A 13830-nucleotide genomic window follows, 5' to 3' on the forward strand; every position below is an offset into this window, starting at 1 on the left:
CCGTGCTACGCCGCAGAGCGGCAAACCTTCTTCGTCTGCTGCTGGACTGTGCGCAGATAGACACGCAGGCCATTCTGGATCGCTGCACTGGCCGGCAATCGCTCGGCGTCCTCAACGGCCTGCCATGCGTAGGCTTCGATGAAGCGAGACAGGTGGCAATCCGACGAAACTACGGCTTGCGCGTTGGCGCTGAGCGGAATGGCGATAAGAGCGGATGCGAGAACAATGGATTTCATGATGGTCTCCTCTTCGTGGTGTGCCGCTATGCGGCGTTGGTGATGCACCCAAGCTACACCATTTTACAAATTTGTCAAGCAGCGTCGGCAAGTGAGAGCCATGACCTCACCTGATCCACGGCTTGCCGTGCCGCATCGTCTTCGCTGGTGGCCTTCACAATCTCGATCCGATACCCCAAGGCCCTAAGCAGTGCATGCCGTTCTTTCTGGTCGCCTGACAGTCGGCCTTCCGCGTTCTTGAACTCGATGAGCATCAGCCTGCCGTTCTGTCCGTATAGGCGGAGGTCTGGATCACCGGCTGCGATGCCGGTTGCTTTGGCGATGACAGCTGCGCGCTTGCTGCGATAGTCGCCGTTCATGTCGGCTGCGATCGCGAAGCTCGACCGGCCGCTGTTGTCATTGGCAGCAACCATGCTTGCCGTAGACGCGTATTCAGGCATGGACTTCAGCTGGCGGACGGCTTCGGCCTGTAGCTGCCATTCGAGAACCGGCGCCGCTTCGATCTTGACCTTCGTTCCGGCTGCGCCAGTCGTGGTCACGATGCGGACGCGCTTGCCGTTCATGCGGGTTGTCTGTGTGGTGGTCTTGGCCATGTCGGTCTCCTGGTGTGGTGGTTGGTGGGCTTGGTGGGCCTTTTGTCCTTTCTTCCCCTCTATTCTACACAAATGAAGAAAAAGAGAGAAAATAGAACACTTCTATAACGTTAAGGATAAATGGATGAAACTATATATAGGTATATTACCCTATTGATTTCATTCATCTTTTTGGAATTAGTTTCGTCCGCAATGGCATGGGTTTCATCCCGGACGAAACTATCTGTCGAGAGTTTCATCCATGGACGAAACTCAAGCGTGGATGGACGTTATCCCACCCACATAAGGCGCCTCGACGGCCGCCCTGTTTTGTTATCATTCGCTGCGATTTCGACCTGTCCAGTCTTCTGCAGATCCTTCAGAATTTCGTCACGCTGCCATCCATCAATGGCCTTGCATCGATCGGCAATCTTGCCCTCTGTGACACCTTTCCCGCCGGCTTTGCGGATCAGCGCAGCGATCTTCTTATAGTTCGCCTCACGCTGGTTGTCGGACAGACGCTCGCTCACTTCCGCCAGCATTGCAGCGGCGCACGTCCACGCCACAGCAGCCGCCCACTCGAAGATAGCCTCGGTGATTACCGGTTGTTTTGGGTCTGTGCCCACGGCCACTATGAGGGCAAGCTTGATGGCGTTCTCGATAATGCGCCGAACGAACGGCTGCGATTCCGCCGCAACAGCGCTCTCCTTCGCATCGATCGTTTCCTTAACAGATCGCAGAATACCAAGCGCATCCTCCGTCCACTGGACCACCGTCGGCTTCACTTCTCCTGGTGCTTTCTGCACCACGCCATGCAGGTTGCCCCGCTGCTTCGCTACATCGATGCCGGCTACGTCAGACATACGCATAAGCAATGTATGGGGCACATATCGGACGTCGCGCTGCGGAACGACTGTGGGCGGTTTCTTTCCCGTCACATGGAAGAGGATAAGGCGAGGCAGTAAGCCGTCCTCCGCACTGGCAGACGACAGGGCAGACCAGAACTGCTCAGGCGTCGATGTGCCATGGACGCAGAGGTTTGGATTGTAGATCCGCTTAGGCGGGCTCCCACGGTACGCCGCGCCCTCGAAGAACGTCGACGATGCGGAATAATAGTCGCGCAAGTCTGTCGATATCGCCCGCTGGTGACTTCCTGCCTTGCGATCGGTGATATCGCGCACGAACCCGCCGAACTCATCGATCTGGCAATTGACGGATTGGTTTGCTTCTAGCACCTCGCGCAACGCCGAAGCTGACATGATGCGGGCCGGGCCGCTGAAATTGGCAAACACACCCTGATCTGACATCAACAATCGCTTGATCTGACTGCGTGCGTGCTCCTTGCCGAAACCGGACTCAGCCAACGCCACAGTGTAGATGTTCGGCCTGGTGTCGCGGCTACCGGTGGAATAGCGCGGGCCGCAGAGTGCCGAAACAAGCGGCAGGACAGCGGCCATGGCAAGCGCTCTAGACGGATGTTCCGCGCTTGATACAATCCAGTCGATCAGATCCTCGACGAGACCACCTGGATATGTGAGGCTTTCCAGATCGGCCACGGCCTCAAGCTTGTATTCTGGCAGGTCTTCTTCATCGTTACCGTGCGGGATCATTTCGCTCTGCGCGGGCGGTTCTTCGCTAATTTTATCCCGTACGGGATCACTGTCACCCTTTGGTGAAGCCCGCTTCTCAGCCGCTTTCGCAACCATGCGGGAGTGGTCGACGGGGGCAATCTCGTCAAAGACAGACGGCTCAGGAATTTCCCGCGGGTTCATCACGCCGGCCTTGAGGCCATTCTCGATTGTCTTGCAGCACTGTGTCCAATCCCTGCCCCAGCCGCGGGCGACATCTTGCAGGAGGGCGCGCGCCTCGGATTCCGATAGTGCGCCAGCGCCTACAAGAGTGCCGAGCGAGTAAGATGCCTGGTTAAGGCGAATGTTACGACCGCCCCCCATAGGCACGGACGCCGTTTCTTCGAGCTCGAGCTGAATGGCGCGCTCGACGTAGGCATCGTTGCTGCCAGACCGATACTCATAATTTGAATCTGTGCGAGCCGTAACGGGGGGCAATACCAGTTGCAGCAGCCACTCTGGGGCATCAGCCAATGGCGGGATGCCATCGCCGTCATAGTCTAGCCAAACATATTCCTTGCCCTCAGCCGTTACGCTGCCGGGTGCAATGACGTATCCGCCAGAACCCCTGATATCGAGGCCAAGACCAAGCTTGCCGCGGTTGCGCACACCCGGCACGTGCTTGAAATAGCGATGCTCTCCGCCACCCGCCGTTCTTGCTGTGGCCGTCTCGGGCAACGTACCGTGTTTTACCTCAAGGGCAGCCAACGTCTCGTATCCATTGATGACGTTGCCCTTATCATCCCTGTGCATATCGACATCGAGCACCCATGCGCCGAGTTGCTCGCCGGTGGGGATGCCGACCATAGCCATCGGGTTACGATCCCACAAAACACCGGTGACGCGGACGTTTTTGGACGCGCCCTTAAACCCGTTCGACACGAGCGGCGTCTTTGCCTTCAGGACGATTTCTTCGCCGGTGTCTGGGTCGAACTGGTCGGTGTGCTCGTCGGCCGCCCTGCACGGGAAGACCGGCACGCCATGCGCAACATAGGAGAGTGCCAGATCCTTGGGTGATTTCGTCATGCCAGCCGAGCCTTCCAATCATTTCCGTATTTCGTGTAAGACGTATCTAGTTCAGATCCAGCGATCGTCTGAATGTGTTTAACTTCTGGATCGATGCGCAGAAACATGTTCAGGCAGCCCTGCATGTCGCAGCAGCTGCCTTCATCCATCAAAAGAACTCCGACTTTTTTGCTGAAGTCATACTCAACGCCAACTGTAAAACACTGCAGTTCTTCATGGAACGGCGGCTGCTCATTGTCTTGCATGAAACCTCCTCATTTCTTGACAAATTTGTAGATTGACATGCTTGGCAATGCGCGCTAGAACAGCATCACCAACACCACAGGAGGCAGCCATGGACATCGAAGCTTTTCTCGCCGCCAATGCCGCACGTAGAGCCGCGAACGGGTTGCATGTTCGCGTTACGTTTTTGGATAACGTGCGCGAGCCGTTTAATTATTATGCCAAGGACGTGGCGCAGCGTGACGCTTACCTCTCCCGCGCCAACGCGGCGATCGGCAAGCCCGACCCGACCGGCCTTGGGCATGTCGTGGCATCCGTTGAGATTGTGGAGATCTGACATGGAACGGACACACGAAGAAGCACGCGCCAGAATCCCGATGAATGCCGCGCAAGTCGCAGCAATCATCGAAACCATGGAGCGCGAGACAAAGTCGGTAGCCGCCCGCAGAAGACTTGCCGAGGCAGCTGTTCGCATTGGCAACGTCACGGAAGAAGGCCGCGACGTCTGGCGTAGATATCTCGCGACTTTTGATTGATTTTCAAGCAGCATTTTCATCACGCATCCCGTCGTTGTCATTGGCAGCGGCGGGTTTTTCGTTTTTGGTGATGGCGGCAAGGGCGCGCTCCACCCTTATGATGGCGCGGCCGATGGCTTTGGGGATTTGCGGGCAGACCGCGTCGCCGAACGCTTCGACGATGAGGCTTGCTGCAACAGTCCCTTTTGGACCGCCGACCGCAATGCGCGACTGAGCCACCCAGCCGGATAACCCATCATCCACCCGTAGGTGATGGGCAAGGCCGCCGTTCCAGTCAGCCCATGGCTCTGCAGCATGGATGCTAGAGCCCTCGCTCCCGCCCATTTGTCCGCCTTGCTGTCCCTCTCTCCCATGGCCATTGTCGTTACCAGCGACACGCCCGTTGTGTTCTCGCTCGTCGCCTTGGTTATCTCCGGCCCATGTGCCGCATCCGACGCCCTTGGCGTCAGCATCATCGCCTGGTGCAACTGATGGCGCACCGTTCCCATCCTGCCCGTGTCGCCATGGCCACCCGCTTTCATGTCCGATGCTCGCGGTGTTGGCATCCCCGCATGCTTCGAAGGGTAGCCCCTCAACTGGCTCAACACATCCCCTCGCCCACCGCGATCCGCATCCGTCTTGCGAGGCGTCGCCAGCATCACATTCCACGGCCGGCACGATTCCCATTTCTGCATGCTTGGCGCTGCGAAATTTGCCTGCGTCGTCGGCGTGTGAAAGATTGAACCCGATAAGCCAGCTTCGCTTGCGCTCATGGTTGGCGCCGATGTCTCCAGCACTAACCACGAATGGCCAGCAGGTGTAGCCGATTGCCGCCAGTGCATCGATAACCCGGTCTGCGCCTCGAGTTCGGAGATTAGCGCTATTTTCAAGAGCGAACCAACGAGGTCTGCATTCGTCGATGATGCGAACGGCTTCGAAGTAGAGGCTGCTGCGTTCTCCGTCGACGCCTTTGCCTTTGGTGTTGGCGCTGCTGATGTCCTGGCACGGCGGGCTGCCGACGACGATATCGGGAAGTCCAACACCATCCCGAATAAGTCTGTCTGCTGTGAGGGTGGTGACATCGTCATAAACAGGAACTCCCGGGTTGTTCTCGGAATAGAGGGCGCGCCGCCAGTCGATCACCTCGCAGGCGGCAATGGTGCGGTAGCCGGCGCGGTGCATACCAAGGGACCAGCCGCCGGCTGCCGCGCTGAATAGGTCAAGGACGCGGATCAAAACGGCGCCTCCTTCAACAACTCCCTCAACCGTCGCGCACACCCCTCCCATGCCGCCTTGACTAACATCCGCTGGTCGAGCTCGTCATAGACGGACAATTCCGTGCCGATCCCCCGCTCCGCGATCCAATCGCCGACCGCATCAACGCCGCCATCCAGGGCTGCGAGCTCATATTGATCCAAAGCCCGGATCTTCTTGTAGTCGTCGATCGCCACGATGCACCTCCTGCACAGATATTGCGGGTCGCCCGGCTTTGGATTGATGCCCAGTGCTACCGCCCTCATTCCACAGCAAAAACACGTGGTTGGGTCTCCGGCAGGGTCGACTGTTGGGGTGAAGGGCAGGATGGGCTTGCCTGTTGGGAGTTTGGTCATGCCGCTACCTCACCTCCTGAGTCCGATTGGCCCGATAGTCCGGTTGTTGATCCGCGAACTTCCCGTAGATCTGCCGTCCGGCTCTGGGGGGGGGTATTGTCATTGTCACCAAATAGCGGACCCGCCGAAGCAATGTTCTTAACGGTGCGGGCTTTCCGTGCGACTGGCCCTGCGTTGGTGAGGCGCAGCCGCTCGGCGATATCTGCCTGATATTCTTCTTCCCGCTCAACGAGGATGCACTGCATGCCCTCACGCCAAGCTGCCTCGCCTGTGCTGCCGCTGCCGGCGAATGGATCCAGCACAACACCGCCCTTCGGCGTGACCAGCCGAACCAGCCACTGCATCAGGTCAACCGGCTTGACGGTTGGGTGCTTGCTGCCGAGTCGGTCCAACTTGTCGGCTTTGGCTGAGTAGAAGAAGCGGGCAGCCGAGCCGGAATCAAGACGCGGCGCGAAATCATCACGCGGGCCGTAGTCGCCGAAGACATTGACGCTGTCTTTCGCGCCGTGCTGCGGGCCTACCGCACGCTGCTGGCCTGGCGCAGTAGGAAACGCCGCCACGACTTCGTCGCTGCCATCATGGATGATGTTGGCTGGCCAGCGGCCTAGTTTCTGCCCGTCCGTCTGCATTGCTGTGCGCGCACCAAGGCTAAAACTGGTTGGTTCGCTTCCGCCCGTCTCGCCGTGATTACTAATGACTTCATCAGTGGCAACCCTGCACCCATCCACATTGATCGCACCAGTGCCATGCTCGAGCACGTTGTCTGCAACCGTACCGGCTAGCGGCTTGCGAGCGAGTGCGATAGGCTCCCAGGCTGGCTTCAGCGCCGTGCCCCAGCCATCCCAAGCCTTCGCGTCATCGGTGATTGGCTCGCCCTTCTCGCCGCGTACGTATTCAGTGCCTTTGGCAGCTTGGCCAATTGTTGCCTCTTTGATAGCGCCGGCTTTTGGCGCGCAAAAGCCGGCGCTTTTGTCCAGAGCCTTTGCAACGTCATGGCTTTTCGGAAAGCCCGATCCATAAACCCACGCCAGCTGGTCTCGGATCTCAAAGCCAGCATCCTCGATCGCAACGGTCATGCGGTGATAAGTACGCGTGCCGGAGAACGCGACGACATGGCCGCCAGGTTTCAGAACGCGCAAGCATTCAGCCCAGAAAACCTCGCTGAACGCGACTTCGCCAGTATCCCACTGCTTGCCCATAAAACCGGCCGAAGCGCGCTGGTATGCATCGTTGCCGGAAGCGGGAGCAGCGTTTGCGCCGCCGAACCGCTTCACGATGGAAACGAGCGCATATGGCGGATCGGTGACGATTGAATCGATACTGTTGTCTGGCAGAAACTTTAGAATGTCGCGGTTATCGCCGCCGTAAAGCGTTACTCTGCCGTCCAAGAACGTTCTTGGTTCGGTCATCTTATCTCCTCTTGTGGTGCAGTCCCGCGCGTTGGTGGCGCGCGGGTAACTATTGCGTGTTTCAGGTACGAGAAAGTTGCCCTACTGCGCGCTAGGGCGCGGCAGTGGGGCGTGGACGGTCTTCGTGCTTGCAGTCGATGCTCTGGACGATCTCATAGTCGGCGAGATGACTGCCGTCGCAGATCAGCGTGTATCCGTCTCCTGATAGATCAAGGTGACTGACGCGCAACACCGGCGTGCCGTCTCGGAAGTTATCATTGGCCACCACCTGCTTATACATGTAGTGCTTCTTGCGACGCAGCGCGGCGGTGAAATGGTAGACCTTGAGAACGTCGCCGACCGCAATGGCGCGGCCGGTCTTGTCGTAGATGGCGGCCTTGTCCGAAGATTGCGCACAAAGTTTGGACAGCTCGCCTACAGCCTTTGCCTTCGTCGGGAATACGCCGTCGATCATCTGGCTGGTCAGTGATTGCATCACGCAGACCTCCGAACCGGCGTGCCGAAGAAGGCGACGGCGTACATAACCGGCCAGAAGAGCGGCCAGGCCACCACGCCGAGAAAGATCGATGTGAGGGTGAGTCCATCATCCAACGCCTCGTTGATATGGTGAAATGCCGTCATTGCGCCGGCGACGTAGAAGTAAAAGGCTAGCCACGCCATCAGTTGGCCACCTTATTCTCGGCCACAACAAAACCGGGGATAGAGCGCACGCCAGCACGGACAGCCTCTGACGCCATCTGCTGCACCAACTCAGCAAAGCGCGACGGGTCTTTGTTGTATGCCCATTCCAGCCGCAGCTCCTCGCTGTTGTCCGCCAGATCGGGCGTCGCCACCCACACAGTGCGCAGCCCCGTGCCAACCGTCGCCGCCTTGTCTGCCCGCTTCGCGGTCTTCTCCAAACGTTTGGCATCGGCCAGCAGTTCTTCGGCGGTTTCGCGCGCCGCTAGGTTGCCTGAGGACGCGCGTATAGCCTCCTGCGCGGCCACCCTAGCCGCCTCTGCCACTGCGGCCACGCGTGCGGCCTCCTGGGCTTTTTCTTGGGCGACACGGGTGCGCCAGGGGGTCAACAAAGTGTCGAGGGTGGACTTTGCCATATCGACCTTGCCGCGCTTAGGTTGGATGTAGACGTTGTAGCGGTCTTGAATAGCCTTGACCTGATCGTCTAGCGGCTTCTTCTCCTCAACGCGCAGCGCATCGGCGCGCTTCCCCGCCTCGTGGATGCCGTCGCGCAGTTTCTCGATGGCGTCGTGCATTTCTTGGTTGGTTATTGGGTCGCCGTCCGCCCAGTGCTTCGCTTCTTCGAAGAGATCTTCGATCTCCTGCTTGACGGCGTCGAATGGCGTCGGCTCGGGTTGATTGTGGCCTATGGTGGCGATGGCTGCGGGGTCGAAGCTCATGCGGACACCTGCACAAGCTGGCGCAGACGCGCAATAGACGGCTCAACGTGGCCATTCCAGTCACGGATAAGTTCGTCCGTGTCGTCGTCGAGACAAATGTCGTCGAGACGATCAAGCAGGAACTGCGCTTCGGCCTTCAGATTAGCGACTACCTGGCGCGCCTCATTCACCAGATCGGCCGGCGACTTAGCGCCAACCTTCTGCACCGTGACAGTGTAGCGCTGGAAAGGCTCGTCGCGATCGAAGAGGCTCATCTCCATGTAGTTGACCGAGCCGCCCTCTTTGAATTGGCCGACGAACGCGCAGGCCATAGCCTCGACGATCGGGCCGGTGACCGACAGGTCGAAATGGCCGTCTTCAAGCTTCATGCTTTTGATGAGCGGTGCCGTGCCTTCTTCGGCGAGCTGCTTGTAGTGTGTGACTTCTTCGGCAAGGCCACGGATTGCATCGGCCGCAGAGCATGGACCGTAGCCAGCCTCATTTGCAGCAAGAATTGCTTCGTCGTACCATGATTTGTAGTCGCCCGCCGCTTCGGTAGTTGCGGCGGTGTCTGCCTCCATATCGGCCTTGTTCAGATAGCCGGACATGCCGAATTCATCGGCTCTTCTCTCGCTCATCATCAGTCTCCTCTGGTGGTGTGGTGGTATCTGTACGCTGGTGGCGTTTTACAAATTTGTCAACGCTAAAACGGAATTTCGTCCCGCTCAAAGTCTGCTAGGTGATTGTCATTCGCGGCCGGCATGTCATTGTCGTTTGCGGCTCGTGGGCCGACACGATGCGCTACGACATCGGGATATTTCGCATTGCGAGCGTAATCGAGCTGAACTTCGGTCGTGTCCATCAGCTCATGCTGGCGCTCAAGCCATTCCAGCACCGTTGACGGGAACGGGCGCTGGCCTTGATGCATCATCCACCACCTATCGGCCTTGCTTTTTGGATATCCTTTATGGGAGCAGCAAATCCATTCGTTCACTGCCTTCATCCCGACCATGTAAGTGCATTTCACCGAGTCCGGCTTGCCGTCTTTGCCCGGATGATGACGGAACGTCCTCGACGACACCTCGCTCCACGGCTTTTCCGTCGACAGCACCGGCGTCGTGTCGGCCTGCGCTGTGATCTTTTCCTCCTCGTTTGGCGGGAAGACGTAGCCGCAGCACTGGCACGTCATGATCGAGATCGGAATGAGCTCGCCGCAACCGCAGTTGCCATTCACGTCCATCTGGTCCTGCGGGCATAGCTTTTTCGGCTGCTCGCCCAAGCCCTTGCCAGGCTCACGCGGCCGGATCTGGTCGATCGGTCCATGATAGGCTAGGTTCTTGCCGTGGTCGGCGATGAGGCAATCGGTCTTGCCCGGCGAGTTGCGCGTGCCGCGTCCGAGGATCTGCACCAACTTGCCCGGCGACTTTGTGGACAGGATCAGCGAGATGAAATCCACGAACGGGAAATTGGTGCCGGTCGTTATCATGCTGACAGACGAGATGGCCCAGATCTCACCCGCGCGGAAAGCCTTGAATATCTTGTCGGTCTCATGTGAGTTGTCGCTCGTGAGCACGGCGCATGTCCGGCCATGCCTGCGCACCGCCTCGGCGACGTGGGCCGCGTTCTCCTTGCTGGTGCTGAAGAACAGACCGGCACGTCTGCCTTCTGACAAGATCATGTCTTCGGCTACGGCTTCCTCGATAATGCGCTCGGCCGCTTCGGACACCTGGCCCGGTATGTATTCGCCCCCGCGCGTGCCGACGCCCTTCAGGTCAATCTTGCTGGTGGTTTTCTGGCTCGTCAGCCGCGTTAGATATCCTTCCTCGATCAGTTCGCCGATGCCTATTTCATAGACCACGTCATCGAATAGTTTGAATTTGGTGGGCGTTACGGCGACTGCGTCTGCAGGCGCGGACACGGCAGCAACGTTGTCGTTGGCCGCCAACGGCTCGTCATCGTCCAGATCATCGGTCAGCCTGCCCGAATCCATGCGGTAGTCCGTCGCCGTCGTGCCGCACGTCCTGCTTTCCGGGTTGTGCTGGCGCACAGCCTTGAAGAACTTGCCGTATTGCGTATTCGAATTGCGGGAGATGGCGTGCGCCTCGTCGACAATGACGAGATCAATTTCGCCGATCTGCTCGACCTTGCTCCATACCGATTGGATGCCGCAGAACAGCACCTGTGCCCTCGCGTCCTTGCGCTTGAGGCCGGCAGAGTAAATGCCCGCCGGAGCGAATGGCAGCAGACCAAGAAACTCCTGGTAGTTCTGTCCGACGAGCGGGGCGGAATGCGTCACATTGAGGATGCGCATGTCCGGATAGTCGGCCAGCAACTCCTCGATCAGCTTGGCGATGACTAGGGCTTTGCCCGCGCCGGTCGGCAGCACGATAAGGCCGTTACCGCCGCCGTTGGCCCAATAGGCATACAAGGCGTCTAGGGCGGCGCGCTGGTAGTGGCGAAGTTGGAGCATCATCGCACCTCTTCTGCATCAATGCAAAGCGGCCGCGGCGGGAGCGAGGCATCTAGCCCAGCCTTTGCAATGCAAGCATGGCACCACAAGTCGTCCCCATATCGCGCATATGGGCTCCAATCTTCGACGCCGTCACCACACCACCCACTCGTGACACGTTCACAACCATCTTTGGCGATCAGGCGAAGCGCCTCTTCCATATGGTGGCGCATCAAGCCGCCCTCGCCGACTGCAGCCGATTCAATTCCTTCTCCTCGATCTGCCGCACGCGCTCTTTGGATATGCCCATATCCGCGCCGATCTCGCCAAGTCCGTCCCCCATTGCTCGACGGATCACGATGTTGCCGCCGCGCGCAGTCATGCTTTCCAGCGTCTGCACCAGTTCCATGTGAACTAGCTGCGTAGCATCGACGTGGCGACCGGCCAGCAGCTTGCCGTCGGCGTCATCGACAATCTTCAGTTGTCGCCCATAAGCGTCACGTCGCGAGCTCAGCACACCGCGCATCGACCAGTAGAGCCAGTTCCAGAAACCGCCGTCTTCGCGGTAGCTGGTCCAGTGCCCCAGGCAATAGATGATGGTGTCGGTGACCAGATCCTCGCGCTCCTTCGGGTGACGCGATAGCTTTCTGGCAAGCACGGTGAGCCCCGGCATGTATTCCATCAGCCGCTTATCGAATGCGGCAGGCCGGCCTTCTGGATTGTCGTTCGCGGCGGTATATTGGTTCGTCATGCAGCCTCCTTCAAAATATCCTTGAGCCGTGCTCGTGCTTTTTCTTCCAGCTGGCGCACCGCCTCACGGCTGACGCCGCGCTCCGCGCCGATCTCGCGCAGCAACTCGTCGTCGGCACGACGCAGAACGATGTCGCCATTCTTGATGCCTGCCAGTGCGTCAGTGACGATGGCGAGATCCGTTGCATATTCCTGATTGGGCGCTGTGCCGACGTGGTAAGCAGCCTTTAGATCGACGGCATGTCCGGTGCGCTTCTCCGCCCTCATGGCGCGCTTATGATTGCCGGCCGCTCGCCTCAGCATGAACTGCGCCCATGTGCGGAACGTCTCGACGCGGCACTTGTCGGCCAGGCTTAGCATCATGACGAGCGTGTCCTGCAGAAGGTCTTCATGGCGTGCGCCGGCCATGTATCGGGCTTGCCGCTTGAGTTGCGGCAGGTAAGCAGCCAAGGCGGCGTCGAAGCCGGTGGGACGGCTGATCATGTTGTCTCCTCTGTGGTGGCACCATCGACGTAAATGTCACCTGCCGGTGACCTATAGGTGATTGTTTCCGCCTCTTCGTCGCAATCCACTTGCTCCCACCCGACCATCAATGACGGCAAAAAGAGATGGGCTGGGCAACCTGCGTCTTGCTCGTCTAGCGAAAGAGGCTTTGACCAGCGGGCGCAATCCCAGCCGGCATTGCCGTCCAAGAGTGGCGAGGCGTGAATGCAGGTCCGGCAATGAACGCGGGCCCTCACCTCGCCCCAGCACACCGCTGCCTGTCGGCAGAACATGCCGCGGAAGTCGTCACGCTTGGTACAGATACGGCTCGGCGGCTCGTCTGACGCGATGATGCGCTCGATGCGCGCCACCTGCCGCATGGCGAATTCGGCGTCGGAGTGGACGCGCTCCATATGCACGTCTTCGTCGTTCTTGTTGGTCATCATGTAGACGACGCGATCGACGCCGAGGCCATGCATATAGAACTGCATCGTGGCGTAGTGCTCCGGCTTGCCGGTTTTTACGCCTTCCTTGACAACCTTGCGGAATACCTCCTGCTTGGCCGACTTGCATTCGACGATGTGCTCGGTCTTGGCGGCCTCGATCAGCCCCAGGACTCGGCCATCGATCTTCCCGCGCAGGTGCCCGCCGACGGCTCGCACCTTGTCCTGCTGGCCCCAGACTTCGCAGCCAACCAGCCGCAGGAGATCAAGCAGTCGCTCCTCCTCGATGTTGCCGCGTTCGAATATCCGGCGCTTCTGCCAGGTGATCTCTTCCGGCACAGACGCGCGCCGGAAGGAAAGCCAGATTGCCCGGTCACACTCCACGCCGATATCGCCGGCAGGCACGCCGACCGATTCCCAGTCGTCGTAGTCGGCGACGAGAGCGGTTTGGATGGCGCGGAGTGTCGATGGCGTTGGCTTGGGGATGGGGGCCATATCAAACTCCAAAATGCGCGAGCGCAGCGCGCACGGCGTCGCCGGTGGTAGTCACTGTCTGATTGGTGACGCCGACGAAGAAGTCACAATCATTCTGTGCCTCGCGGCGCGGGATTGGCTTGTGATCAGAGAACCGGACCTTGAAGGACTTTCCTCCATGGCGGAGCGTGACGTATTTCGAGACAGTGCGGCGGGCTTCGTAAAGGTTGACAGTGAGGCCGCGCCGGAGCGCGACTTCACAGAATTCAATCCAGCGAGGCTTGCCGTAACCAAGCGCCACGGCGCGCGCCGTGCGGTTCGCCAAGTACGCTGGCGTAACGGCAAGGTTGTTCGCCTTTGACGGCTTCTGTGGGATGGCTGGCGGTGCCTTATAGATCGCTGGAATGGGGGCCATTATGCCGCCGCAATCTGGTGGCCAAGCGCCTCCGCGAAGAAGTCGTGCATCTGGTCGATCGGACCATCAGCCTTAAACATCGCGTAGGCGCCTGTGGCGTGCTCAACCGATTTGTATTTCGGCCGCATTGTCCGCTCAAGAACAAGCAATGCGGATTCGGTGTCGCCTGCATTCAGCGCCGCAATTGCCTCTTCGATCAGCTCCTTTATTTGCTCATCCATC

Annotated in this window: 19 protein-coding genes; 2 read left to right on the top strand and 17 right to left on the bottom strand. The window is 59.1% G+C overall.

Annotation, left to right across the window (positions count from 1 at the left end; translation table 11 throughout):
* Positions 1–5: 5 nt before the first annotated feature.
* The 4 genes from AB8B33_RS17225 to AB8B33_RS17240 all read right to left on the bottom strand — a co-directional run bounded on the left by AB8B33_RS17225 (position 6) and on the right by AB8B33_RS17240 (position 3707).
* On the bottom strand, positions 6–236 hold the full coding sequence (locus AB8B33_RS17225; RefSeq protein WP_439016283.1) for a hypothetical protein: 231 nt from the start codon (positions 234–236) through the stop codon (positions 6–8).
* A 74-nt stretch (positions 237–310) separates the two neighbouring features.
* The gene (locus AB8B33_RS17230; protein WP_439016284.1) at positions 311–829 is read right to left on the bottom strand and encodes a VRR-NUC domain-containing protein; all 519 of its coding nucleotides are present in this window, start codon (positions 827–829) and stop codon (positions 311–313) included.
* 269 nt (positions 830–1098) lie between these two features.
* A complete protein-coding gene (locus tag AB8B33_RS17235; RefSeq protein ID WP_439016285.1) occupies positions 1099–3462 on the bottom strand; it encodes a bifunctional DNA primase/polymerase in 2364 nt (787 codons plus the stop codon).
* Positions 3459–3707 carry a hypothetical protein gene (locus tag AB8B33_RS17240; protein WP_439016286.1) on the bottom strand — a complete coding sequence of 83 codons (249 nt, stop codon included), beginning with the start codon at positions 3705–3707 and terminating at the stop codon, positions 3459–3461. Before AB8B33_RS17240 ends, AB8B33_RS17235 begins: the two co-directional genes overlap by 4 nt.
* 89 nt (positions 3708–3796) lie before the next feature.
* Here AB8B33_RS17240 and AB8B33_RS17245 point away from each other — a divergent pair, with 89 nt between their 5' ends.
* Both AB8B33_RS17245 and AB8B33_RS17250 read left to right on the top strand, forming a co-directional pair.
* On the top strand, positions 3797–4021 hold the full coding sequence (locus tag AB8B33_RS17245) for a hypothetical protein (protein ID WP_439016287.1): 225 nt from the start codon (positions 3797–3799) through the stop codon (positions 4019–4021).
* Position 4022: 1 nt separating this feature from the next.
* The gene (locus tag AB8B33_RS17250) at positions 4023–4220 is read left to right on the top strand and encodes a hypothetical protein (RefSeq protein WP_439016288.1); all 198 of its coding nucleotides are present in this window, start codon (positions 4023–4025) and stop codon (positions 4218–4220) included.
* Between the two features lie 3 nt (positions 4221–4223).
* Here the strand turns inward: AB8B33_RS17250 and AB8B33_RS17255 are convergent, their stop codons facing one another.
* From AB8B33_RS17255 to AB8B33_RS17315, 13 genes are all read right to left on the bottom strand, one after another.
* Entirely contained in the window at positions 4224–5435 is a 1212-nt protein-coding gene (locus tag AB8B33_RS17255) for a DNA cytosine methyltransferase (RefSeq protein ID WP_439016289.1), read from the bottom strand.
* Positions 5432–5650 (bottom strand): DUF6511 domain-containing protein, encoded by a 219-nt coding sequence (locus AB8B33_RS17260; protein WP_439016290.1) that lies wholly within the window; start codon positions 5648–5650, stop codon positions 5432–5434. Before AB8B33_RS17260 ends, AB8B33_RS17255 begins: the two co-directional genes overlap by 4 nt.
* A 155-nt stretch (positions 5651–5805) precedes the next feature.
* Positions 5806–7218 (bottom strand): DNA-methyltransferase, encoded by a 1413-nt coding sequence (locus AB8B33_RS17265; protein ID WP_439016291.1) that lies wholly within the window; start codon positions 7216–7218, stop codon positions 5806–5808.
* 91 nt (positions 7219–7309) lie between these two features.
* Complete coding sequence (locus AB8B33_RS17270) at positions 7310–7693, bottom strand: hypothetical protein (protein ID WP_439016292.1); 384 nt, start codon at positions 7691–7693, stop codon at positions 7310–7312.
* The gene (locus AB8B33_RS17275; protein WP_439016293.1) at positions 7693–7878 is read right to left on the bottom strand and encodes a hypothetical protein; all 186 of its coding nucleotides are present in this window, start codon (positions 7876–7878) and stop codon (positions 7693–7695) included. The genes AB8B33_RS17270 and AB8B33_RS17275 overlap by 1 nt, the downstream gene beginning before the upstream one ends.
* Complete coding sequence (locus AB8B33_RS17280; protein WP_439016294.1) at positions 7878–8615, bottom strand: hypothetical protein; 738 nt, start codon at positions 8613–8615, stop codon at positions 7878–7880. The genes AB8B33_RS17275 and AB8B33_RS17280 overlap by 1 nt, the downstream gene beginning before the upstream one ends.
* The gene (locus tag AB8B33_RS17285) at positions 8612–9232 is read right to left on the bottom strand and encodes a hypothetical protein (RefSeq protein WP_439016296.1); all 621 of its coding nucleotides are present in this window, start codon (positions 9230–9232) and stop codon (positions 8612–8614) included. Before AB8B33_RS17285 ends, AB8B33_RS17280 begins: the two co-directional genes overlap by 4 nt.
* A gap of 65 nt (positions 9233–9297) precedes the next feature.
* Entirely contained in the window at positions 9298–11067 is a 1770-nt protein-coding gene (locus AB8B33_RS17290; protein ID WP_439016297.1) for a DEAD/DEAH box helicase, read from the bottom strand.
* 208 nt (positions 11068–11275) lie between these two features.
* Positions 11276–11794, bottom strand: a complete 519-nt coding sequence (locus tag AB8B33_RS17295) for a sigma-70 family RNA polymerase sigma factor (RefSeq protein ID WP_439016298.1) — start codon at positions 11792–11794, stop codon at positions 11276–11278.
* Positions 11791–12276 (bottom strand): sigma-70 family RNA polymerase sigma factor, encoded by a 486-nt coding sequence (locus AB8B33_RS17300; protein WP_439016299.1) that lies wholly within the window; start codon positions 12274–12276, stop codon positions 11791–11793. The genes AB8B33_RS17295 and AB8B33_RS17300 overlap by 4 nt, the downstream gene beginning before the upstream one ends.
* Positions 12273–13214 carry an oxidoreductase gene (locus tag AB8B33_RS17305; protein WP_439016300.1) on the bottom strand — a complete coding sequence of 314 codons (942 nt, stop codon included), beginning with the start codon at positions 13212–13214 and terminating at the stop codon, positions 12273–12275. Before AB8B33_RS17305 ends, AB8B33_RS17300 begins: the two co-directional genes overlap by 4 nt.
* A gap of 1 nt (position 13215) precedes the next feature.
* Positions 13216–13608 (bottom strand): hypothetical protein, encoded by a 393-nt coding sequence (locus tag AB8B33_RS17310; RefSeq protein WP_439016301.1) that lies wholly within the window; start codon positions 13606–13608, stop codon positions 13216–13218.
* A complete protein-coding gene (locus tag AB8B33_RS17315) occupies positions 13608–13829 on the bottom strand; it encodes a hypothetical protein (protein WP_439016302.1) in 222 nt (73 codons plus the stop codon). The genes AB8B33_RS17310 and AB8B33_RS17315 overlap by 1 nt, the downstream gene beginning before the upstream one ends.
* Between the last annotated feature and the right edge of the window lies 1 nt (position 13830).

This window comes from Rhizobium sp. 768_B6_N1_8 (genome assembly GCF_051811225.1).
GTDB lineage: Bacteria > Pseudomonadota > Alphaproteobacteria > Rhizobiales > Rhizobiaceae > Rhizobium.